Below are 24,327 nucleotides of genomic sequence, written 5' to 3'. Positions count from 1 at the left end.
CATTATAACCATCATCGGCTCAATCAGCCATCATCCCTGATCGTGAAGGAGTAGTTTATGGAGTGGATTCTCAGCGTCATGGCCACCGACCGCCCCGGTCTGGTGGAACGTATCGCCAGGCAGGTCCAGCAGCATGGAGGCAACTGGGAAGAAAGCAGCCTGTCACGTCTGGCAGGTCACTTCGCTGGCATCATCCGCATCACCCTGGCTGATGACAAAGCAGATGCACTGAAGAAAGCCCTGGAGGGCCTGGCTGTCGACGGGCTGACAGTGAACATGGCTTCTGGCACACAGTCACAACAGGAAGCGGAACCCAAACAGGTTGAACTGGAGCTGGTAGGTCACGACAAGCCCGGTATCGTCAGTGAAGTCAGCACTGTGCTGGCCAGCCTTGGTATTAACGTCGACACCCTGACGACCCGTGTGGAAAGCAGCTCGATGACGGCAGAACCGCTATTCCGTGCAGAAGCACATCTGACGCTCCCCGGCCAACTGGAGCTGGACGTCCTGCAGTCACGACTGGAAGCCATTGCCAATGATCTGATGGTGGATATCAGTTTCTCATAACTCGCAGAACCTTCCCGCCCTCCGCCAGAGTTTACGATCTGCAATCAGGTGGATCGTAAACTTCCCGGCCAGTCCGCTGCAAACTCCCTCACACAGAACAGCCCAGCGCTGACGCCTCATTCAAGGAATTGCGTCAATCACCGCTGGATTTCCTGCCGTGAGCCTGCATAGGCACTACACTTACTGAACTGCGGCAGGATGTCCCTTCTGGAGACGTCGGCCCGGTACAGAGCCACAACAATAATTAACTCTGCTGTATTGCCAGCCAATACAGGTCAACGAACCTCACATGGTTTAAGACCAATGTGCAACCACTGCTTTGATCTCAGAGCGGGAGCGCCCTATGTCTGCTTTGCTTCAACTGGTCATCACTGTTCGCAACTGGTTTGTTCTGCCCTGGATGTCTTCTTACCGCAATGACCCACACCATTTCTATGGCCGCGTTTTTACCCGGCGCCACGCCCGCAAGGTAGGCATTGTCAAAAATATCTGGATTGGCGGGGGTCTTCTGATGTTAACGCTTGGCAGCTGGCCTGCGGTGCTGACGATTTCGCTGCTGCTGACCTTTGTGTCCTTTGTCGTGCTCGACGAAACGCCGTGAGGGCACGTAACTGTTGTCTTTAACGGCCTCCAGCAACACAAACTTGGGGTTACCAGCGATCTGCCTCACGTTGCCAAACAACTGCTGCAGCCGCTGGTGATAGCCGAGGTGGCGATTGGCCACGACCCAGAGTACCCCCTGGTCACGCAACGCCTGGTGCGCCTGAGTAAACATACGTCTGGCGATATGATCCCCCACGACCTGCTGCTGGTGGAAAGGAGGATTATTCAGTACCACATCGACGCTGCCGGGGGTCACCTCAGCCAGACCATCACCCGCATGAAAGTGATAGCGCTCCCTGCCCGGAAGATTGGCCTCAGCACTCAGCTCGGCAGTAGCCAATGCCATGAAGGACTCGTCATAAAAATGCAGCTCAGCCTCTGCAAAACGTCGGCCCGCCAGCACGCCGAGAATGCCGTTGCCGCAGCCAAGATCAGCGATCACCGGTTGTGCCGCCTCGATCGTCAGACGGTGCAAATTCTCCAGCAAGAAGCGACTGCCAATATCCAGATGCCCTTGGGAAAACACGTTGGCGTACTCACGCAGATATACGCCATAATCCGCCACGGTATATTCCTGCAGGGTTGGCTCAGGGATAGCTGCGAGTTTTTCATGCTGCAGCACAATCTGCACTACCCGTGCTTTACGCACCGCCAGTCCTTTTTGCACATCACCTAGCAAAGCCAGCTGGGCGAAATGCCCGTTGGCCCAATGCTTCACCATGCCACCCGCCAGCAGCAAGGTCTGTTCATCACTGTGGGGAGCGATCAGGCGTTGGATCTGGTCCTGCATATACGCCAGACTTTTTGGCAGGCGCCATAACACCGCATCGTAGCGCCCTTCCAGCGGTTGCAGGACGCTTTGCACTGCGGGTGTCGCAAGGGAGTTGATCCTGGCATTGGCCAGACAGCCCTGCTGGGCCAGAAAGGAATCGGTAACCGACGTTGGTTGCGCTACAGCCAGGCTCAAGGTCAGGGCACCAAACTGGTCATTGATCACCAGTATTCGGCGCTGAGGCCAGTCAGGCAGCAACAACTGCAACTGCTCCAGTAAATAGCTGTCAGCGGCATCGTAGGGCAGTAACTCACTGCCATCATTCTCGGGAAATCGTGACAACTGCAGGCGCGCTAATTGCGCCAGGGTGGTGTTATCGGCTTGCAGCCCAGCGGTCATGCGCTCGCACTCACTGTCATTGGCAAAGCGCGCATTCTAGCAGGAGGTTCCAGCAACCGCGCAACAAATCTGCCCGCTGGGAACTGCCCTCTGGCCGAAGCCACTCATCTCGCCACATCAACTCCAGGAGTCGCGGTCGTCGAGGTAGCTGTGCTCCTGTCTGGCGTCGTCGAACGCTTCCATGAACAGGGCATGTGCTTCTTTATGAAAGTGAGGATTGAGGTTGACCAGCTCTTCCAGCAGCGATGCCAGCACACGAGCAGGTTCAGCATTGCGTTCACGGCATCGGTCGATGAATGCGACCGGTACCTCCAGTTGAATATTGGTGTAGAAGTTGTCGTTAGAAGTATCCATAAGCACCTCCATTTAGATTGATGAATGCTTACAATCCCTTCACAATTCAAGCCACCACGGAACAGCACGACGTATCGGTTACTTTTTTGTCGGCAAAGCGTGGCATCGCCAGTTCTATTGTCATGCTTAATGACTGGAACATGGCCTGCACAGCAGGACGCTGCCGGCATTTTGTAAACAGGTAGATACTTTATTCATGTCTGATGATCCGCTGTACCAGGCAGAACCCACCTCCCGCCCTGCAGTTATTGACTGGGAGCGGCGCTACCGTGAGCTGGAAAGCAGGTATCGGCAACTGATTGGCGATGCCGAGCGCTTCCAGCAATCCCTCATGCAATTTCGCAGCCTCGAGTTGCAACTGCTAAAGGCTAACTCCCTGGCCGAGCTGATCAGTATTCTGTTATCCGAAACCGGCGCCCACTTCAGCCTTGATAAGATTCATCTCTACCTGATAGACAGTGAAGACCGCTTTAGTGACTTTCTGGAAGACAAACTGCAACCGCTGTGTGACAGCGGGCTGATTATTCTCAGCACGCTTGCTGAGCTGGCCAAGCTATTCCCGGAGACCACCGTACCTTGTCTGCAATCACGCAAGCTCGATGAGGCCGGACTGCCACATTGGCCTGACGAGATCAGCTCCCATGCAACGTTGCCGTTACGGCGGCATGGTAGTCTGATTGGCCTGCTGAACTTAGGCAGCAAGGATGGGGAACGCTTCAATCCTGACTACGGTATGGATCTGCTGGAGCATTTTGCCTCCATCATCGCACTCTGCATCGAAAACAACATCAGTCAGGAGAACCTTCGCCAGCTCAGTCTGCGCGATCCGCTGACCCAGGCCTGGAATCGCCGTTATCTCGACAAGGCACTGAGGGAAGAGCTGGAGCGTGCCCACCAGCTTAACTATCCGCTCAGCTGCATGCTGATCGATCTGGATCACTTCAAGACCATCAATGACACCTATGGCCATGCTATGGGAGACAAAGCGCTGGTGGAAATCACCCGGATTCTGCGTACTCAGGTGCGGCAAAGTGACGTTATTGCCCGTTACGGTGGTGAAGAGTTCGCCATCTTGTTGCCAGGTTGCCCCAAGGAGCATGCACTGATGATTGCCCAGAGCATCTGCAGCCAGACCAGCAAAACCGTGATGAAAAATACTCTGGGCCAGTCATTCAGCCTGACTCTGTCGGTAGGCGTATCAGCATTTACACCTCAGGACTCCGAACGCCCTCTGCCTCGCAGCCTGCCTACCCACCTGTTTCTTGAAGCGGACGAAGCGCTGTATCAGGCCAAGCGCAATGGCCGTAATCAGGCCGTCATGGCAACACCCCACAGTATCCGCTCAAGCAATGAAGTCCCCACGACAAGAACGTTTGGTTAGCCTCGTTAGCCCGGCTCACTTCGCAGCCGCTCCCACCTGACGACCAGCAGCGACAACATTATCCGCAGCCAGAATGCAAAACGGGGAAGCCGAAGCTTCCCCGTTGATCGTGCACTACTGTCTTATCAGGACTTATTCCACCGGGAATACTGACAGCGTAGAGCCTGTCAGGTACTGCATGATACGCACTACCTGGCAGCTGTAGCCAAACTCGTTGTCATACCATACGTACAGTACACAACGCTTACCGCTGACTATGGTCGCCAGACCATCAACGATACCGGCAGAACGGGTACCGGTGAAGTCAGAAGAAACCGCCTCAGGTGAATTGGAATAGCCTACCTGCTTCTGCATGCTGGAGTGCAGCGATACCCAGTTCAGGTAATCATTCAGCTCATCCTTGGTCACTTCCTGATCCAGAGTCAGATTCAGGATGGCCATGGAAACGTTGGGTGTAGGAACGCGAATAGCGTTACCGGTCAGTTTACCGGTCAGTTCAGGCAGTGCTTTGGAAACCGCTTTGGCAGCACCGGTTTCGGTGATAACCATGTTCAGCGGAGCAGCACGACCGCGACGGTCCGCTTTGTGGTAGTTGTCGATCAGGTTCTGGTCATTGGTATAGGAGTGCACGGTTTCTACGTGACCGTACTCGATGCCGAACTCATCATTGATCGCTTTCAATACCGGCACGATGGCGTTGGTAGTGCAGGACGCCGCAGACAGGATCTTGTCAGTATCGACGATATCGCCATGGTTGACGCCCATAACGATGTTCTTCAGGTCACCCTTACCAGGTGCAGTCAGCAGAACACGAGCCACACCATTGGCGCGCAGGTGCAGAGACAGGCCGTCTTCGTCACGCCATTTGCCAGTGTTATCCACCACCAGTGCATGGCTGATGCCGTACTCGGTATAGTCGATATTGTCTGGCGCGTCAGCGTAGATCACCTGAATCACATTGCCATTGGCAGTGATGGTGTTCGCTTCTTCATCGATGGTGATAGTGCCACGGAAAGCACCGTGTACAGAGTCGCGGCGCAGCAGGCTGGCACGCTTGGCCAGATCATCCTTGCTGCCCTTACGGACGACGATGGCACGCAGACGCATGGCCTGACCACCACCGGTTTTCTCGATCAGCAGACGGGCAAGCAGACGACCGATACGACCAAAGCCGTAAAGAACGACATCAGTGGCTTTCTCTTCCTTGCCGTTACGTGGCGCTTCGTTCAGCTCTTCAGCAACGAATTCTTCCAGTGACAGACCATGAGACTTGGTATTGAACAGCTCGAACAGTTTACCGATGTCAACGTGGCTGTTGGTGACGCCCAGTTGATCGACGAGCTGCAGAATAGGGAAGGTGTTGACGACTGACAGTTCGGCGCCAGTGATCTGACGCACAAAACGGTGCGCCTTGATGATGTCGATTACTGCGCGGTTGACGATCACCTGTCCGTAAACAGAGATCTCAACATTACGTTCACGATACATGCGGCCAACCATGGGAATCATCGATTCCGCAATCGACTCGCGCTCTTTCCATTCAGTGAACACTTTTTCTTGACTCACGGGTCTATCCTTTAACGTCGTTAAAAGAGCATTACTGCCGGGACGCCAAGCCATCGGCTGCGGTTGTGAGGCTGAGAGAGCACGCGGCTCAACCAACACTCGACGCCGTCACGGATAACTTTGACTCTGAAAGCGTCCCCTGCAGACACACTCAGAAGGTAGATAGGGTTTCGGGCGGCGCCAATTATCCTTGTTTAGTCTGGAATGGGCAAATAGCAAAAAGCATAGTGGCGCCAGTTGTACCTTGATCGTTCGTGGTTTCGTCACTACATAGGGTCAGCAGCATCTTAGGTACTGAGAGATAGCAGCAGCGTGTTGCCTCGGCTACAGATGCAGTAACATAGCAACGCGTTGACTGGCACCTGCCAGGGCTTGTGTCTCTGAAGTGTCTTTGACCTGTGCGCAAATGCAAAACGTGGAATTAGGGAGCAACGGTGTCTTTACTTGTGGATTCGCTGGCCCTGCCCAGCAAGGCAGGGGAACTGCGCTTTATCGGAGAGTTGCAAGGAGCGGCCCCGGCTCTGCTCTGCGCTGATCTGGTACGTCAGCACAAGGGGCTGGTAGTGGTGCTGACCAACACCCCGGCACAGACCCAAAGCCTGGAGGAGGAACTGCGCTTCCTGCTGGCTGCTGATGAACAGCGTTATCCGGTTCTGACCTTCCCCGACTGGGAAACCTTGCCCTACGACCGCTTTTCACCTCACCAAGATATTATTTCCCACCGTCTCGAAGCTCTGTTTCGCCTGCCGTCGCTGCAACAAGGCGTGCTGATTCTACCGCTGAGCACCCTGCTGCAGCGTCTTTCACCCGTGGCATATCTGGATGGCTACAGCCTGCAGTTACGACCGGAGCAACGGTTTGATTTCCAGACTTACCGCCAGCGCCTTGAACAGGCGGGGTATCGTGCGGTAGATACCGTCTACGAGCACGGTGAATATGCCATTCGCGGCGCCATCATGGATATTTTCCCCATGGGCAGCCCCCTGCCGCTGCGTGTTGAGCTTTTCGACGATGAAATCGATACGCTGCGCAGTTTCGATCCGCAAAGTCAGCGTACCCTGACGGCACTGAAAGAAGTGCATTTGCTGCCTGCCCGTGAATGCCCTCTGGATGACAAAAGTATCAGCCGCTTTCGCCAGCGCTGGCGTGAGCGTTTCGATGTTGATCCACGCCAGTGCAGCGTCTATGAGGATGTCAGCCACGGCTTGGCGCCACCGGGTATCGAGTATTACCTGCCACTGTTTTTTGATCAGACCAGTACCCTGTTCGACTTCTTACCTGAGCAGGTGCTGTTGTGCCGCTATGCCGGGCTTCAGGATCGGTTGCAGCAGACATGGACAGATATTGAGCTACGGTATGACGAGCTGAGCCACGATATACGTCACCCCATTCTCAAGCCGACCGAAATTTATCTTCCCCCGGAGCAGCTCAACCAGTTGCTCAATCAGCACCCAGGCATTGAGCTGAGCCTTGCGTCTCTGCCGGACAAGGCGGGTCGTATCAACGCCGGTGCGGCAACACCGCCTGCACTGACCATTGATGCCCGTGCTGAACGCCCCTATGCCGCTCTGCAGCAGTTTGTTGACCAGCACAACGACTGGAAGCTGCTGATTTGTGCAGAATCGGCCGGACGGCGTGAAGCTCTGCAGGAGCATTTACACAAGGCACAGCGCAAAGCCAGTTATATCGATGGCTGGGAAGCCTTCCTCGGCGCAACCGCCGGACTTTATCTGACCGTAGCGCCGCTGCAGGACGGCCTGCTGCTGGCTTCCCGCAAAGTCGCACTGATCAGCGAAGCACAGCTGTTTGGGTTACAGGTTCGTCAGGCTCGACGCAGACAGAAAAGCCGTGATGACAATGATCAGGTCATCCTTAGCCTGACCGAGCTGAGCCTGGGTGCACCTATCGTTCATATCGATCACGGTGTGGGCCGCTACAAAGGCCTGACTACCCTGGAAATTGAAGGCCAGCAGGCCGAATTTCTGATGCTGGAGTATGCCGACGAAGCCAAACTGTATGTGCCTGTTTCGTCCCTGCATCTGATCAGCCGTTATACCGGTGCCAGCGAAGAACTGGCGCCACTGAACAAGCTGGGCAGTGATCAATGGCAGAAAATACGTCAGAAAGCGGCCGAGAAGGTTCGTGATACCGCGGCGGAACTGCTGGACGTCTATGCACGTCGCGCGGCACGCAAAGGGTTCCCGTTTACTGCATCAGAAGTGGAATATGCTCAGTTCGCCAGCAGCTTCCCCTTTGAGGAAACGCCTGATCAGCAAAGCGCCATCAGTGCGGTACTGGACGACATGAAGGCGGCCAAACCGATGGATCGACTGGTCTGCGGCGATGTCGGTTTTGGTAAGACCGAGGTGGCCATGCGTGCCGCGTTTGTAGCCACGCTGGAGGGCAAACAGGTTGCCGTGCTGGTGCCGACCACGCTGCTGGCACAACAGCATTATGAAAGTTTCCGGGATCGTTTTGCTGACTGGCCGATCCGCATCGAAGTGCTGTCGCGTTTTCGCAGCAGCAAGGAAGTGGATCAGACGCTGCAGGCCGTAGCCGAAGGCAAAGTGGACATTCTGGTAGGCACACACAAGATTCTGCAGCAGGATGTCAAATACAAGGATCTCGGCCTGGTCATCATCGATGAGGAACATCGTTTTGGTGTGCAACAAAAGGAGAAGCTGAAGGCATTGCGAGCCAACGTTGATATTTTGACGCTGACTGCTACTCCGATCCCGCGCACCCTCAACATGGCCATGTCTGGCTTGCGGGACCTTTCCATCATTGCCACGCCCCCTGCCCGGCGCCTGTCCATCAAGACCTTCGTGCGGGAAAGTGATGAGCGCATGATCAAGGAAGCCATTCTCAGGGAGCTACTGCGCGGTGGTCAGGTGTATTACCTGCACAACGAAGTGAAGACCATCGAAAAGACTGCGCAAACCATCCGTGAGCTGATTCCTGAAGCGCGGGTGGCAGTGGGTCATGGGCAAATGCGCGAACGCGAACTGGAACAGGTGATGTCCGATTTCTATCACCGCCGTTTCAATGTACTGGTGTGCACCACCATCATTGAGACCGGTATCGACGTGCCCAATGCCAACACCATCATTATTGATCGTGCTGACAAGTTTGGTCTGGCGCAGCTGCACCAGCTGCGTGGCCGTGTCGGCCGCTCACACCATCAGGCCTACGCCTATCTGCTGACTCCACCGTGGCGTACCATGACGCCAGATGCCCAGAAGCGCCTGGAAGCCATCAGCGGCGCCGAACATCTGGGAGCGGGATTTACGCTGGCTACCCACGACCTGGAAATCCGCGGTGCTGGCGAATTGCTGGGTGAAGAACAGAGCGGGCAGATTCACAGCATCGGTTTTAGCCTTTACATGGATATGCTCGACCGCGCGGTCAAAGCCATTCGCCAGGGCAAGGCCTTTGATCTGGAAAAACCACTTAACCTGGATGCCGATGTCAACCTGCGGCTGCCTGCCCTTATCCCCGATGACTATCTACCCGATGTCAACGCTCGTCTGATTCTGTACAAACGCATTGCCAACGCGACGGATGAGGATCAGCTGCGTGAACTACAAGTAGAGATGATTGACCGTTTTGGCCTGTTGCCCGAACAGGTCAAGAATCTGTTCAGGCAGACTGAGCTGAAGCTCAAGGCGACCACACTGGGGGTAGTAAAAATCGAGGCGAATCAGGAGAACGGTCAGCTGGAGTTTGCCCATGACACCAAGGTTGATCCGTTCAAACTGGTACAACTGGTGCAAAGACAATCACAGCGCTACCGCCTGCAGGGAACTCAGAAGTTGCGCTTCACTCAGCCCATGGCCAATGCCGACAAGCGTTTCAAGGCTGTGGAAGAGCTGCTAGATGCCCTCGCCCCCTGACATCCATTCCACATCCAGCACAGGCTGCTGCCTTGCCCATTCGGGCAACGCCTGAGCTGGCAACGCGATGGAAAAGCGATAGCCCTGCAGCAGATCACAACCCATGCTTTTCAGATAGAACCACTGGCTATTCCTCTCTACCCCTTCTGCCACCACTGTCAGTGACAAGGAATGGGCCATGTCGATCATCGCCTTGACCAGCACCCGCTCATGCGACTTGGACTCCAGTGAATCGATGAAAGTCTTGTCGAGCTTGACGCAACTGAACTCAAACTGACGCAGATACTGGAAAGAGGCATAGCCGGTTCCGAAATCGTCCAGCACCACCTTGATGCCTTTACGGGCAAAATCACTGATTACTGCCGCCGCCTTCTCCGGCTCCAGCATCTGGGTTTCCGTAATTTCCAGTTCCAGTACCGATGGTGGTAGCTGTCGACGCTCCAGCTCTTCCACTACCAACTGCACCAGTCCCTGATCAGACAACTGTGCAGGTGACATGTTCACGGCCACATGCAAGTCCATGTTGCCAGTTTCAACCCGCCAGCTTTGCAAAGCATCAAGGGCCTTGGCTATAACCCAGCGACCAATAGGCATGATCAGCCCACTTTCCTCTGCCAGCGTGACAAAGATGTCCGGATTGATCGCACCCAGCATCGGATGATGCCAGCGCAGCAGCGCCTCAGCCCCCTTCCAGCTGCCGTCCAGTGCAGACACCTTGGGCTGAAACAGAAGCTCGAACTCCTCTCGCTCCAGAGCACGATGCAAGTCACTCCACAAACGCAGTCGCTCACGCGCGCCGTTCATCAAGCCATTGTCATAGACAATCAGCGGCCCCAACTCGTACTGCTTGGCATACGCCAGGGCTGTCTCTGCTTCCTGCATACGCTTTTGTGCAGACCCCTGACTTGGGCCAATACTCAACCCGCCTCGCAGGGCAATAAACAGCTCACCACCACTCAGCTCATAAGGACCACGTAATACCATCAGCCAGGACTCTGCCTGCTGACGCATCGCCTCCCAGTCGTTTAGCCCCTCCATCAGCACACTGAAATGGTCACCACCAATACGCGCTACGGCCTGACTGCTTGGCACCAGACTTTGCAGGCGCTGGGATAGCATCAGAAGCAACTGATCAGCAGCACTGTGGCCGAGGCTCTGGTTGATTTGGCGAAAGTTGACGACGTCCAGCGCCAGCACACCAAAATACTGGCCAGCGTGAAGTTGTTTTTCATTGCGCTGAAGGAATGCCTGACGGTTGCACAACCCTGTCAGCAAATCAGTCTGATGAGCAGCTTCCACCTGTTGCTGCAAGGTCTGATCATTGAGCGTCAGGGTGTAATAGGCAGCCTCTCCGCCCTGATTCTCAACAACCCGCAAAACGAAGGCATAGAATCGCAACGCACCATCGGGCAAAGGCAACCAGTATCGCCCTTGCCATTCGCCTGCTTCCTGCAGGGACTTGTGTACCTGCTCCGCCGATAAACTGGGCTCCAGCTCAAACAGGTCTTTTCCCACTACATCACTGGTAGACTGATGGCGCTCATTAATATAAGTGGCATTAGCCGACGTGACCCGCCAGTAGCGATCAATGATTAACATGGCTTCATCACTATGCGAGTAGGCTTGCATCCCCAGTTTATTGAGCCGCTGCAGCTCAATATGAGCGAAAGCATCATCGAGCACCGCGAGCAGCTCTTCCCGGCGCCATGGTTTGCTGATGAACTTGAACAACACACCGGAGTTGATGGCCTGTGTCAGACCATCAAAATCTGTATAAGCAGACAGCAGAATGCAAAGCACATCGGGATAACATTGCTTAATTTTTTCGAAAAGCTCTGCACCCTGCATCTTGGGCATACGCTGATCGCTGATCACTACCCGTATACGATGCTGCTCAATCAGTGGCAGCGCTTCTTCAGGATCGGTGGTACCAAAGCAGTTGTAGTCCTGCCTGCGCAATAGCCGAACAATTGCGTTGACGTTGTTTACTTCATCATCAACTACCAATATGCGCTGCTTCATGCCCTCATCCTTACCACAGCACCACCGCCGGGATACTACTTACTGACAATATAGTCAGCAAAGACCGATTTGCAGATCAGATGCATAGTAATTCGACTGCACACCCATCCCTAGGGAATATAACGTCAAAGTACGTAGAGATGATGCCCATTTACCATACAAATGATTTCTACGCCTTTGTCCCGAAACCATAACGCAGTGAGCCTGCACTGCACAGGCTCACTTGAAGCAATACAAAGAAGTGTAGCAGTAGCTTAACGGGCCACAGTCCCGATCCGTCGTTGTTGCATCAGCATCTGAATTTCTCCCAGACAGGATGGATCATCAATGGTGGAGGGAATGCTGAATTCCTCCCCATCAGCCATTTGCCGCAGCAGCTTGCGCAGAATTTTTCCTGAGCGTGTTTTGGGTAAGCGATCCACCACCATCACCCGCTTGAAACACGCCAGCGCACCAATACGATCACGCATCAGTCCAACCAGCTCCTGCTGCAGCTCAGCTTCGGCAATGCTTACGCCATCTTTAAGCAGCACCAGCCCTACAGGCTCCTGCCCCTTAAGCGGATCCTGGATACCGATCACTGCACATTCCGCCACTGCAGGATGACTGGCTACGACTTCCTCCATCTCACCTGTAGATAATCGATGACCGGCAACATTAATGACATCATCGGTGCGTCCCATGATGAATATGTAACCGTCTTCGTCTTTGTAGCCACCGTCTCCGCTGACGTAATAACCGGGAAAAGTACGCAGATATCCTGAACGCAGGCGCTCAAAATCCCCCCAGATGGTAGGCAGACACCCTGGAGGCAAAGGCAGTTTGATGGCAATGCTGCCCTGTTGATTGACTGGCATCTCATCACCATTAGCATCCAGCACACGCACATCAAAACCCGTCATTGGCAGACCCGCAGAACCGGCTTTGGTGGGTTGGGGCTCCACCCCCATGGGATTGCCAACAATGGCCCAACCGGTTTCGGTTTGCCACCAATGATCAATGACCGGCTTATCAAGGACTTCGCTCACCCATTGATAGGTAGGCGGATCCAGACGCTCCCCCGCCATAAAGATGTAACGCAGATGACTCAGATCATATCGGGCGGGCAATCTCCCTTCAGGATCCTCTTTGCGAATGGCACGGAAAGCCGTGGGGGCCGCAAATAGCGCTTTTACGCGATATTCTTCTGCGACCCGCCAGAACGCCGCCGCATCTGGCGTTTTGACTGGCTTGCCTTCATACAGCACAGTCGAACATCCATGTATCAGTGGTCCGTACACAATATAGGAATGCCCTACGACCCATCCCACATCGGAAGCAGCCCAAAACACATCACCCGGCTTGACGTCGTACAACATCGACATGCTGTGCTTGAGGGCAACAGCATAGCTCCCCGTGTCTCGGACCACGCCTTTGGGTTTGCCAGTAGTTCCAGAGGTATAGAGGATGTAAAGCGGATCGGCACCATTCACCGGCACGCAGGGAGCCTGATCTGCCTCCTGCGCCAGAGCGCACCAGTCGTAATCTCTCCCTTCCTGAAGTTCAGCAGCACATTGGGCACGCTGATAAACAATGACATGCTCGGGCTGATGCGCTGATAGCCGAATTGCCTCATCCAGCAGGGGCTTATAGGCAATGATCTTGTTGATTTCTATACCGCAAGAGGCTGTAAGCACTACTTTCGGTTCCGCATCCTCGATACGGCTTGCCAGTTCATGCGCAGCGAAGCCACCGAACACGACAGAGTGAATCGCTCCCAATCGGACACAGGCCAGCATGGCGACAACGGCCTCGGGAATCATGGGCATGTAGATCACCACACGATCACCATACCCGACACCTTTAGCGCGTAACACACCGGCAAACCGGGCAACCTGCTCCATCAAGTCCCTATAACTAATTTGCCGTTTACTATCACTGACGGGGGAATCGTAAAAAATGGCCGCCTGATCACCCCGCCCCTGCTCAACGTGAAAATCGACCGCAAGATAGGCGAGATTTAGCTTTCCATCTGCAAACCAGCGCTGAATGCCATTTGAATCTGTCGACAATATGTGTAGTGGAGGTGTAAACCACGCCAGCTGATCAGCCTGCCTTTGCCAGAAGCGCTCAGGCTCATTGATAGATTCTGCGTAGTATTCTTGATATCCCATGGTAGCCCTGCCTTTAATTCTTATTTGAGGAGGTCAACTGACAACAGAGGATTGTTGACAGTCCTGATAAACCATAGTCACTGTAGATCAGCCTGAGATCCAACAAACTAAGACCAAAGCCTAGTTTAAGACCAAGGTATTAGTACATTTATTGAACAACCCAAGTGATTGCACGTTAGCATCAATTAAAGAAGACAACGGATAATCAAGCACAACTGTATTAGTCGAAGCGTTCCTACATCCTGTTTGAGCAGCAGATGCAAAAGAACAGCAAAACAAAAAGCCAGGTAATTTACCTGGCTATGTACAGAAGAAAGGACGCTCAAGCAGAATGAACAGATGGCAATACTTAAATGGTCAGCGGCAGCTCATTTGGTACCAAATATCTTATCGCCCGCATCCCCCAACCCCGGTAGGATATAGCCCTTCTCATTGAGCTTTTCATCAACTGCAGCAACGTAAATGTCCACCTCAGGGTGGGCTTTCTGCAACCGCGCGATACCTTCAGGACATGCTACCAGGAACAATCCCATGATATGTTTGCAGCCACCGGCCTTCAGCATATCGATCGTAGCGACCAGGGTGCCTCCTGTTGCAAGCATAGGATCCAGAATCAACGCAGTTCGCTCTTCAATGTCGGCCACAATCTTCTCAAAATAGGGCACTGGTTCAAGTGTCTCTTCATTGCGATACAACCCCACCACACTGACTTTGGCATTAGGAATTAGCTGTAACACTCCGTCCAGCATGCCTAAGCCTGCACGCAATATAGGCACAACGGTGATTTTTTTACCCTTGATGTGCTCAACTTCAAGATCGTTACCACTCCACCCCTGAATGGTGACCTTTTCTGTATCCAGCTGGCGGGTAGCTTCATACGTCAGTAATGTACCAATTTCGCTGCATAGTTCGCGAAAGTGTTTGGTGCTGATCCCATCTTTTCGCATGAGGCCAATTTTATGCTTGATCAGGGGATGTTTGATTTCGTAGACGGCCATTGGGGATCCTCATGTCTAATAGTAATGGTCGACGGCAAGTATACGGTGACAATACTCCCTACAGGAAATAATCCAGTCGGATGATCTATAACATTTTCCGTTAGAGATATACCTAGCCCAGCATAGGGTAATTAGCTAGAATTCTCCCTTTACTTCGCCAGTTGCACAGTAACTACTGCGTACTCTATGGCGATTGCAGCTTACATCTTTGTTTCAACCTAGGGGTATTCTCTATGAGCATTTCTGCGGCAGAGGCCATGTCTGTCCACGCTCAGGCAGACTGTCTGGTTTCTCCAGAGGAGATTCAAACGGCTTATGACAATATGGCAGAAGCCATCACCAATGAACTCGCGGACAAAACCCCTCTGGTTCTGTGTGTCATGCGCGGAGGACTCATTCCTGCTGGCCAATTGCTGCCCCGCCTCGACTTCCCCCTTGAGCTTGATTACATCCATGCCACCCGTTATGGCATGTCTCTGCAAGGCGGTGAGCTGGAGTGGCGAGTTCGTCCCGCAACCTCTGTCGCAGGTCGACAAGTGTTAATCATCGATGACATTTTCGATGAAGGTCATACCCTGCAGGCCATTTACAATGCCCTCATCGCTGAAGGTGCAGCACGCGTAATGACTGCCACCCTGATCAACAAGCAACATAACCGCAAGGTAACTTATCGCCCCGACGTAGTGGGTGTAGAAGTAGAAGACCGCTTCCTTTATGGCTGCGGCATGGATTATCAGGGCTTTTTCCGTAACCTGAGTGGCATTTACGCTATCAAAGGTCACTAATACCACTAGGAGATATGACTGACTGCTGCTTCTCAGCCCAGCGGCCGTATTCAAGGTAATAAAAAAGGGGCATAAGCCCCTTTTTTATATTCGGCAAGCTAATTAGTTAACTTGCTTTTTGCCATTCACGTCGATAACTACGCGACGGCTGCGCTCTTGGTCTTCTTTACCGTTGGCATCGTACACCAGATCGGTTTCACCATAAGCATTAACGGTAGCGTTGTGTACGCCCAGCTTGTTCAGCTCGCCAACAACGTTATTTGCACGACGCTGAGACAGACGCATGTTGTAGCCGTCAGAACCAGGTGAGCTGGCGTGACCAGAAACCATCACACCTTCAACATCTTTCATAGTGCTAGAGATATTGCCAGCGAACTCAGCCAGACGAGCCTGGTTAGCAGCAGAAACTTTAGCTACATCGTTGGGGAAGTACACAGTCAGAGACTGTTCCACGTTTTGATATACAGGTGCTGCAGGAGCAGGAGCTGCAACAGCAGGCTCTTCAACTTTCTCACCGGTACAGATATAGGCGTCTTCAGCCTTCCACTGAGTGGTTTTAACACAACCGTCAAAGCCGTCTTTTACCACCTTACCGTTGCTGGATACCCAGTAAGAAGTAGGCTCAGTGTTCGCGTATGCAAAACTGCTAGCAGCCAGCGCCAGAGTCAGAGCAGTCACGGTTTTTTTCATGGCTAACCTCGTTTAGTTCCTTGAATAAAAATTCTACCGCCACAGTGTAAGGATCAAGCCTCTCACAGAGCTCCAGTAGAGAGACGTAGCAAGTGTTCGAAAGTATACATGAGAATATGATAGCGTTCACAGCCTTTACGGCGACTAAACGCCGCTTTCTGCATGATTTTCACCTAAATCGAGTCTAGTTGACTACTTCCGAATTACAAATCTAATCTGACGACTGATTAGAAAAAATTCAAGTTCCTTCTCGATCATCCAGGTTCTCGCTGAAACAATTAGCCGTGCGTCCAAGGCTCAATCAAATTACCTATATCATCAAGAAGGGGGTATGCCTGCCCATTCTGGTCGCACACTTCAGCAATGCGTGGATACGCCCAGCGAAAGAAGATGCGAGAGCGCTCCAACTCTTCCAGTCTGCAATATTCATACATGCCTTTTACAGCACGCTGACGCTGAGCCTCTTGCAGAATTATACCTGCGGCAACCGAGACATTCAGTGAAGCAACCATCCCCACCATGGGAACAATGACATGGGCATCTGCCAAATCAGCACCTCGTGTACTGACCCCCATGCGCTCAGCGCCCAGCAGCAGTGCTGTTGGTTGTGTGTAGTCCCAGTCTGTGTAATTGATTGAGCGGGATGACCAGTGCGCAGCGACAACCTTAAAGCCCTGATGCTGCAAGGATATGACACCATTTTCAACACTGTCGTGCATGATCAGATCAACCCACTGCTGACTCCCTCTTGCCGTACCATTGAATGGTCGGTGAGAAACCGCAGGCGTAACCGCATGCATCTGCTGAATACCTACTGCATCGCAATTACGAATCAATGCAGCAATATTGCGTGGTTTATGAACCTGATCTGTCAGCAATGTCAGATCAGGCTGGCGACAATCAAGTACTTGGTTAAGTTTGGTATAGCGTTCCGGAGTCATTAGCTTGTTACAGTTCTTGCCAGACGAAATGGCCATTTTACCTGACTAATCAGCACCCCAACCAACACCAATGCTGAAGCGGTCAGTTCTGCCAGACTGAATCGTTCACCCAGCAGCATCCATGAGAGAATAAGCGTGAATACCGGTATCAAATTGATATAGGCCGTTGCACGTGAGGCCGGTATACGACTAACACCAAAGTTATATAACCCATATGCTCCCAAGGTAATTGCAGTTCCCAGATAGAGGATTGAAAGACTGGGTACAAGTGGCCACTCTGTGGGCAAAGGCGCAGGCCCCAGCAGGACAAAAGGCAAGAAGAATAACGTTCCAGAAAACGCCTGAAAAGCAGTCAAAAATAGTGATGAATAACGACTGCTCAAATGCTTCAATGCCAGGGTATAGAAAGTGGCACATACCATGGCGAGAAACTCATAGAAATTTCCAAGCAACGGGTTAGGTGCCTGATCCGTTGGACTGCCTGCTAAGCTGAGCCAAATTGTCCCGACTATCGCCACCGAAAAACCCAGATAGGTTTGCCGACTAACCTGCTCTGCCAAAAATAGAGCCGCCCCCACAGCCACAGTGAGTGGCAACAAGGCGGTGATCATCCCTGCCTGAGCTGCTGTGGTATGTTGCAATGCTGCGGCCTCGAACAGGAAATAGAGACACGGCTCGCCAGCAGTCATCATCAGCAAATATTTCCAGTCACCTGACTGATACCGAAAGCCGCTCCAGACTTTTCTGATCACCAGCAAAAAGCATAACAACGCCGTAAACATGCGCCCCCAGATAACAAAGTGAGGATCAAAAGAGGTGAAAGCGTACTTCAAGGCGATGAAGGAACTTGACCAGAGCACCATGGCCAACACTAATGCCCCTAGGGCAACATTGTCAGTTTGCCCGCGGGCAACGGAAATTTGAGATACATCAGACATAGCAACTCCTGCAATACCTCACAGGCCAGAAGAGTTCTGTTAACATGTGGCCAGCAAAGCGCTGCAGAGTGTGGCATAGCGCATGATAAGCGCCACTCATATTTATTACTCTCTGATCAGATTTGCTTAACTCAGCAAGGAAAAAACTACCCAGAGTATCCTGGATACTCGTAACACGACTGCTTGAGCTGCGACGAAGTATTTACAAGGCTGAGGCAAAACGCGCTGCATATTTCAAGAATACAGGAATGTTCATGCAGTAACGTTTCTGATAACAACATCCTCTCTTCCTACCACCCTGAATCAGGCAATTGTCATGTCCTCTACTACTGTTATCGCTTACCAAGGCCACGAAGGAGCTTACTCTCATCTGGCATGCAGAAAGGTGTTTCCCAATATCCCTGCATTGGCATGTGGTTCTTTTGTGGAAGCAATGGAAAAGGTAGAGAGAGGAGAAGCGGCACTAGCCATGATTCCGGTAGAAAACTCCACTGCCGGTCGGGTGGAGGAAATCTACCGACAGATGCCCAAGACCTCGCTACACATCATTGGCGAGCACTTCGAGCCTGTTAATCACTGCCTGCTCGGTGTGAAAGGCGCCTCAATCGGAGGTCTCACTACGGTCGGATCTCATCCCCAGGCTCTTGCGCAATGCGATGGTCACATCAAGCAACTGGGTTTGCGGGCCGTCGCCAAGCTGGATACTGCGGGCGCTGCGCTGGAAGTCAGTCGTTTGCAAGACCCCAGCCAGGCAGCTATTGCGTCATCTCTTGCCGCTGAACTGTATGGACTTGAGGTTCTACAGGAGAACTTTCAGGATATGACTGGCAACACTACACGCTTCATCATACTTGCCAGAGATGCCAAGGTTCCTCCGTTGGAGGAAGGCAAACACTACATTACTTCGATCATGTTCAACGTCAGCCACCTGCCGGCATCGCTGTACAAAGCGCTGGGCGGTTTTGCGACCAATGGCATAAACCTTATCAAACTGGAAAGCTATATGACCGGTGGCACCTTACAGGTAAGTCAGTTTCATATAGATATTGCCAGCCATCAGGATACCAGAGCCATGCAGCATGCCATGGAAGAGCTGACCTTCTTTGCCCGTAATATCAGAGTGTTGGGCACTTATGAAGCTCACCCTGTCAGACGCAGTTATGAGTTGATTGACTGACGAATCAATGCGCTGGCTACGAAGTCAGCGCATTCAATGCTGAACAGAGGTCTGCGCCCCTGTTTCCAGATGACGATACAACACATCACGCAATTGTTCGTACTTGACGGGCTTCGGCAGGAAATCGTCCATTCCGGCCTCGATACAGGTCTGCCTGTCCTCAACTGAGCTGTTGGCCGTCAAGGCAACAATGATCATATGCTGATCGCTCTCTTCAAGGCTACGGATACGACGTGTCGCCTCCAAACCGTCCAGAATAGGCATCCGCCAGTCCATCAGGATCAGATCATAGCGACTGTGCTGCCAGGCTCTGACCGCTTCATCACCATTGGCCACCATATCCACCTGCAACTGCATTTTTTCCAGCATTCTGGCGATAACGGCCTGATTCACGTGATTATCTTCAGCAACCAGGATGCGATAGGAAGCAGAAAACGCCATATCGTCAGTGGCACGCCCCAATTCACGCTGCCCTTCTCTTACCGGGAGCGGGATTTCAAACCAGAAACGGCTGCCTTTTCCTGGGACACTATCCACATCAATATACCCCCCCATCTGATCGACCAGACGGCGGCAGATCGCCAGACCTAGCCCCGTTCCGCCAAACCGGCGCGTACTTGAAGTATCCGCCTGCGCAAAACGAGTGAAGAGATATGGCCGGAAGCTTTCATCAACGCCGATACCGCTATCCTCCACGGTAAAGCGATACCATGCCACCTGCCCCAGCTTACGCATCTGCATGACGGACAAGGAAACGAACCCCTTGTCAGTAAACTTCACCGCGTTGCCCAGCAAGTTGACCAGAATCTGACGACAGCGTTGCAGGTCTCCCACGACCCAGTCATCTGCACAATCGACGGCCTCGAAACGACATTCCAATCCTTTTTGTCTGGCTTGGCCTTCAACGACCTGTACCGAAGCCTGCACCAGCTGACCGACATTAAATGGCTCCTGGCTTAATTTGAGCTTGCCCGCATCCAGCTTGGAGAAATCCAGTACATCGTTGACGATTGATAACAGCAGCTCACCCGACGACTTGATGATATCTACCAGCTGATGCTCGTCCTCCCCTAATCCGGGAGAGTCAGCAAGAATATCCGCCACACCGATGATGCCGTTCATTGGGGTACGAATCTCATGACTCATACTTGCCAGAAAATCTGACTTTGCCTGGTTAGCCGCCTGAGCATCACGCACGGCCTGCAACAGTTTGGCGTGGGCCTGCTTGGTCTGGCTGATATCACGCAGTACCACCAGCGCGCCAATATGACCGCCACTGTTGTTGTAAAGCGGCTTGGCATTGATGGAGATAAAGGCTGTATGACCTTGCCGCTCAAGACGGTATTCCTTGTCCCAGATAACGTGCTCCTGCAGTGCCTGCAAAATGGGCTCGCCTTCGTCATACAGCTCGCCATTCTCGACAATGAACCGGCCACTTTTCCATTGATGAATGCTTTCAGCATCCGGCGACAGCCCCAGCACCCGATAGGCGTGCAGATTGGCTTGCAGAATGTTGCCGTTGAGATCTAGAACGAGCACGCCATCATTGAGGTTATCGAGAATATTGCGCAGCAGGCGGTTCTGGTTACCGATCTCAGTTTCCTGATTGATCAGCACTGATATGTCACTAAAAACCGCAATATAGTTGATTACCTCGTCGCGCTGATTGCGAATCTCGCTGATAGACAACCATTCAGGAAACAGCTTGCCTTCCTTGTTCTTATTCCATATCTGCCCTTGCCAGCTGCCCTTCATGGTCAGGGAGTCCCACATGTCCTTATAAAAGTCCTGACCGTGAATACCTGAACTCAGCACATCGGGAAACTGCCCCTCAATCTCCTCGGCCGTATACCCTGTGATAGCAGTGAAGGCCTTATTCACCGCCAACACCCGGCTTTGCACGTCAGTGATCATGATGCCTTCCTGAGTGCTCTCGAACACCTGCGCAGTCAGACTCAGACGTTCGCGAATTTCCTGCTGCTCGCTGATATCACGACAGCAGAGAATACCTGCCTCGGTAGAGGTAGCGACATCAAAGGGGCGATAGTGACAAGCAACGCGCTTGGGCTTGCCTTTGCCGACATGAAGAATCAGCTCCTCGTAGTCAAAGGCATTGCTCTTACCCAGAGCCTCATGGATATCGCGCTGCAAGAAACCTTCGTCGAAGTACTGGCTTTCCGTATGCGAGAACCATTTGATGAGAGACTGGGAGCGGATCAGACTTTCGCTTTCAATGCCAATAAGCGCACGAGCCGCCTGATTACAGCGCTGGCAGCGCCCATCCGCATCCAGTATGAACAAGGCTTCGGTGGTGGTCTCGAAGAAGTCTTTCAACCGCTCCTGTTGGCGCTTGCACAGCTCAATCAGCGTCAACAAGCGCTCACCCGACAGCATGTAACTCTGCTGCGGCTGAATATGCTCCAGACGTTTGGTGTCCCAATCAGTGATCAGAGACAGAGTCTTTTCCTGCTCTCTGTTGGACAACTCACGCCAGATACGAATGAGCAGAGGCAGTACAATGACCGCCAGCAATGCCAGCAACAGATGAGCGATGTTGATGATGAACATTTCGCCACGGAATGGCTGAGTGGTCATCCCTAGGTTGATGGTGCCCAGCAGCACGCCCTGATGCTTTATCTCATAATGCGCCCAGATCGTGGAGCCATCGTCACTGACCTGCCCTGACATGGCATCGCGCAAAAAGACATTCTGATTGATCTCACCTAAAGCCAGAATTTCTCTGCCGAAAGGACTGACGATATTAATCGCAGTCACTCCCGAATCGTCATTCTGCAATAGCGGTTGCAACAGTTCGCGAGCCGCTTTCACATCCCCTTCGCGGAGTACAGGCGACAGCATTTCCGGCAGCAAGATGGACAGTCGCGTCAGCTCTGACTGGACGATTTGCACCTTGCTGCGCTCTACCGCAATGCGTGTAATGATGGCCTGCCCTGCCAGAACCAGCATGGAGCACAGGCCAAATATCATCAGGCAGCTCTCAAAACGGGTCAGGCGGAACCAGGACTTCAGTCGAACCATTGTAACGTTGCTCGTAGTGGGATCGTGCCCAGTCTGGTAAATAGCAATAAAACGATATGCCCGATGCTCAATGATCGCATCTCAACGATGGAAGCGCGACGACTCCAGCCACTGCCCAAGCTTGTCGAAGCCCTGCTCCCATACCGCAGCAAACATACCACCAATCTTGGCTTGCAAACCCTTGCGCACGGTATAACGCAGCCAGTAGACCTCAGAGGCCTTGCAGGCTTGCATAACCCATTGATCACTGGTCATCAGCGAATCAACCATGCCCGTTTCCACTGCTTGTTTGCCATACCAGATTTCCCCGGTAGCGGCCTTTTCCATATCCAGCTGAGGCCTGTAAGAACTGACCAGCCCTTTAAACAACTCATGAGTCTGTTCAAGATCCTGTTTGAACTTCTCCCGCGCCTTGTCGGTATTTTCTCCCAACACGGTGAGCGTGCGTTTGTATTCACCTGCAGTCAGCACATCAACATCAACATCATTTTTCTTCAACAGACGATGAATGTTGGGCACCTGTGCAACCACACCGATAGAGCCCAGAACAGCAAAGGGAGCAGCCACCAGCTCGTCGGCGATACACGCCATCATGTAACCCCCACTGGCAGCCACTTTGTCAACACAGATGGTCAGTTTTAACGAGGCAGCACGAATGCGCTCCAACTGAGACGCTGCCAGACCATAGCCATGGACTACGCCTCCGGGGCTTTCCAGACGCAACATGACCTCATCGACGCCAGGCCGTGCCAGAGTCAGCAAGGCAGTGATCTCTTCACGCAAGTGCTCCACTGCCGATGCCTTGATATCCCCATTGAAATCCAGGACATAAACGCGCCTTTCAACTTCGTCGTCTTCACTGTGTTTGGCAGCCTTCGCCTTGGCTTTGTCTTCCTTCTTACGCGCTTTAGCCTCAGCCTTCAGTTCAGCCTTACTCAGCACATGACCTTTGATGGCTTGCTGCATGTCTTCGAGCCAGTCATTGAGATGACGAACTTCCAGTCGCCCGTCTTCAGGCGCCTTATTGCCACGACCAGCAGCAAACACTGCCACAATGGCCAAAACAATCAGGACCACCAGAGTCAAACTCTTGGCAACAAATAATCCGTACTCTGCAAGTAGTTCCAAGGTCTTACTTCTCCTGCTTTCAAAACTTGCATTATCTGCAACTGTTGTCCGGCTGCATCATAACAAAACCTGCCCTGCTGTATTCAGACTTCCCTATCTCTCTGCCCTTAACGGTTATGCGCCAGCCACCGGTCGATGAGCAGTCGTGAGATGGATACCGACGGTGGCAGGTCTGGCAGTGCTTCGGGAGTCCACCACTGCGCATCTTCTATTTCACCTGGCTGAGGGGTGATGTCACCCCTGACATAGTCTGCCTCGAAGCCCAGCATCAGCGAGTGGGGGAACGGCCATGACTGACTGCTGACATAGCGCAGGTTATCAATCCGCACTCCCACCTCCTCGAACACCTCACGATGCACCGCATCTTCAACCGTCTCGCCGGCCTCGATAAAGCCCGCCAGCGTACTATACCGACCCGGTGCAAACTGCGGTGATCGTGCTAACAGTGCCTCTCTGCCCCGCCGCACCAGCACAATGATACAGGGTGAGATACGAGGATAGGCACGCAAGCCACATGCAGGGCACCCTCTTGCCATCTCGCCCTCGATTGCCATGGTCGCAGTACCACAGCGGCCGCAAAAACGATGCTGCTCCAGCCAGTGAGTCAATTGCACAGCTCTGGCCAGAACAGTGAACTCATCCGGGCTTGCCATCATCAATAAGCTACGAACCCCTGCTGTGGTCACCCCCTGCGGCAGATCATCAATGACCCCCACCCAGACAGCCACGCCGTGCCACTCCCCCAGCATGCTCAACGCACTCGGCTTCAATAGCGGGGAAATACCCGATACAGGGTGAAGGTAGCTGCCACTTGCTGACACTACGATGTCGCCTTTGTGTAACAGCACAAAAAGGTCAGACTCGGCCCTCGCCTCCCGTGGCGGGGTAATCACAAAACGCATTATGCACTCCTACCTTACG

General features: G+C 52.9%; 17 protein-coding genes. 5 read left to right on the top strand and 12 right to left on the bottom strand.

Going from position 1 to position 24,327, the window contains the following annotated elements; genetic code table 11:
- Positions 1-57: 57 nt before the first annotated feature.
- The gene (locus tag WH50_RS04020) at positions 58-567 is read left to right on the top strand and encodes a glycine cleavage system transcriptional repressor (RefSeq protein ID WP_110186148.1); all 510 of its coding nucleotides are present in this window, start codon (positions 58-60) and stop codon (positions 565-567) included.
- 514 nt (positions 568-1,081) lie between these two features.
- Here the strand turns inward: WH50_RS04020 and WH50_RS04015 are convergent.
- Together WH50_RS04015 and WH50_RS04010 are read right to left on the bottom strand one after the other, a co-directional pair.
- Positions 1,082-2,341, bottom strand: coding sequence for a methyltransferase (locus tag WH50_RS04015; protein ID WP_110186147.1), 1,260 nt, complete (start codon positions 2,339-2,341; stop codon positions 1,082-1,084).
- 117 nt (positions 2,342-2,458) lie between these two features.
- Positions 2,459-2,695, bottom strand: a complete 237-nt coding sequence (locus tag WH50_RS04010) for a hypothetical protein (RefSeq protein WP_104154860.1) — start codon at positions 2,693-2,695, stop codon at positions 2,459-2,461.
- A gap of 196 nt (positions 2,696-2,891) precedes the next feature.
- Here WH50_RS04010 and WH50_RS04005 point away from each other — a divergent pair, with 196 nt between their 5' ends.
- On the top strand, positions 2,892-4,076 hold the full coding sequence (locus WH50_RS04005) for a GGDEF domain-containing protein (RefSeq protein WP_110186146.1): 1,185 nt from the start codon (positions 2,892-2,894) through the stop codon (positions 4,074-4,076).
- A gap of 132 nt (positions 4,077-4,208) precedes the next feature.
- Here the strand turns inward: WH50_RS04005 and WH50_RS04000 are convergent, their stop codons facing one another.
- Positions 4,209-5,642, bottom strand: a complete 1,434-nt coding sequence (locus WH50_RS04000) for a glyceraldehyde-3-phosphate dehydrogenase (RefSeq protein ID WP_207780169.1) — start codon at positions 5,640-5,642, stop codon at positions 4,209-4,211.
- A gap of 434 nt (positions 5,643-6,076) precedes the next feature.
- On the opposite strand from WH50_RS04000, the gene mfd reads away from it, so the two are divergent.
- Positions 6,077-9,535 carry a transcription-repair coupling factor gene (gene mfd, locus WH50_RS03995; protein ID WP_110186144.1) on the top strand — a complete coding sequence of 1,153 codons (3,459 nt, stop codon included), beginning with the start codon at positions 6,077-6,079 and terminating at the stop codon, positions 9,533-9,535.
- On the opposite strand, the gene WH50_RS03990 is transcribed toward mfd, so the two are convergent.
- The 3 genes from WH50_RS03990 to upp form a co-directional block, all read right to left on the bottom strand.
- Positions 9,515-11,557: an EAL domain-containing response regulator gene (locus WH50_RS03990; protein ID WP_110186143.1), complete on the bottom strand. Its 2,043-nt coding sequence runs from the start codon at positions 11,555-11,557 to the stop codon at positions 9,515-9,517. The genes mfd and WH50_RS03990 overlap by 21 nt on opposite strands.
- A 254-nt stretch (positions 11,558-11,811) precedes the next feature.
- Positions 11,812-13,710 (bottom strand): propionyl-CoA synthetase, encoded by a 1,899-nt coding sequence (locus WH50_RS03985; RefSeq protein ID WP_110186142.1) that lies wholly within the window; start codon positions 13,708-13,710, stop codon positions 11,812-11,814.
- Between the two features lie 368 nt (positions 13,711-14,078).
- Positions 14,079-14,708: a uracil phosphoribosyltransferase gene (gene upp / locus WH50_RS03980; protein ID WP_110186141.1), complete on the bottom strand. Its 630-nt coding sequence runs from the start codon at positions 14,706-14,708 to the stop codon at positions 14,079-14,081.
- A gap of 233 nt (positions 14,709-14,941) precedes the next feature.
- Here upp and WH50_RS03975 point away from each other — a divergent pair, with 233 nt between their 5' ends.
- Positions 14,942-15,493, top strand: coding sequence for a hypoxanthine-guanine phosphoribosyltransferase (locus tag WH50_RS03975; protein ID WP_110186140.1), 552 nt, complete (start codon positions 14,942-14,944; stop codon positions 15,491-15,493).
- Between the two features lie 102 nt (positions 15,494-15,595).
- On the opposite strand, the gene WH50_RS03970 is transcribed toward WH50_RS03975, so the two are convergent.
- From WH50_RS03970 to WH50_RS03960, 3 genes are all read right to left on the bottom strand, one after another.
- Positions 15,596-16,183: an OmpA family protein gene (locus tag WH50_RS03970; protein ID WP_110186139.1), complete on the bottom strand. Its 588-nt coding sequence runs from the start codon at positions 16,181-16,183 to the stop codon at positions 15,596-15,598.
- A 278-nt stretch (positions 16,184-16,461) separates the two neighbouring features.
- Positions 16,462-17,124: a tRNA (guanosine(18)-2'-O)-methyltransferase TrmH gene (gene trmH, locus WH50_RS03965; protein WP_110186138.1), complete on the bottom strand. Its 663-nt coding sequence runs from the start codon at positions 17,122-17,124 to the stop codon at positions 16,462-16,464.
- Positions 17,124-18,062 carry a DMT family transporter gene (locus WH50_RS03960; RefSeq protein ID WP_110186137.1) on the bottom strand — a complete coding sequence of 313 codons (939 nt, stop codon included), beginning with the start codon at positions 18,060-18,062 and terminating at the stop codon, positions 17,124-17,126. The genes trmH and WH50_RS03960 overlap by 1 nt, the downstream gene beginning before the upstream one ends.
- Before the next feature lie 316 nt (positions 18,063-18,378).
- Here WH50_RS03960 and WH50_RS03955 point away from each other — a divergent pair, with 316 nt between their 5' ends.
- Positions 18,379-19,239: a prephenate dehydratase gene (locus WH50_RS03955; protein ID WP_110186136.1), complete on the top strand. Its 861-nt coding sequence runs from the start codon at positions 18,379-18,381 to the stop codon at positions 19,237-19,239.
- Between the two features lie 33 nt (positions 19,240-19,272).
- Here the strand turns inward: WH50_RS03955 and WH50_RS03950 are convergent, their stop codons facing one another.
- The 3 genes from WH50_RS03950 to nudC form a co-directional block, all read right to left on the bottom strand.
- Complete coding sequence (locus WH50_RS03950; RefSeq protein WP_110186135.1) at positions 19,273-22,278, bottom strand: PAS domain S-box protein; 3,006 nt, start codon at positions 22,276-22,278, stop codon at positions 19,273-19,275.
- Positions 22,279-22,359: 81 nt separating this feature from the next.
- Positions 22,360-23,406: a protease SohB gene (gene sohB / locus WH50_RS03945; protein WP_110186134.1), complete on the bottom strand. Its 1,047-nt coding sequence runs from the start codon at positions 23,404-23,406 to the stop codon at positions 22,360-22,362.
- Between the two features lie 107 nt (positions 23,407-23,513).
- Positions 23,514-24,308 carry an NAD(+) diphosphatase gene (gene nudC / locus WH50_RS03940; RefSeq protein ID WP_110186133.1) on the bottom strand — a complete coding sequence of 265 codons (795 nt, stop codon included), beginning with the start codon at positions 24,306-24,308 and terminating at the stop codon, positions 23,514-23,516.
- Positions 24,309-24,327 lie beyond the last annotated feature (19 nt).

It is taken from the genome of Pokkaliibacter plantistimulans (assembly GCF_003194385.1).
GTDB lineage: Bacteria > Pseudomonadota > Gammaproteobacteria > Pseudomonadales > Balneatricaceae > Pokkaliibacter > Pokkaliibacter plantistimulans.
Note: the sequence above shows the minus strand (reverse complement) of the source record. Positions and strands in the feature narration are given on the sequence as shown.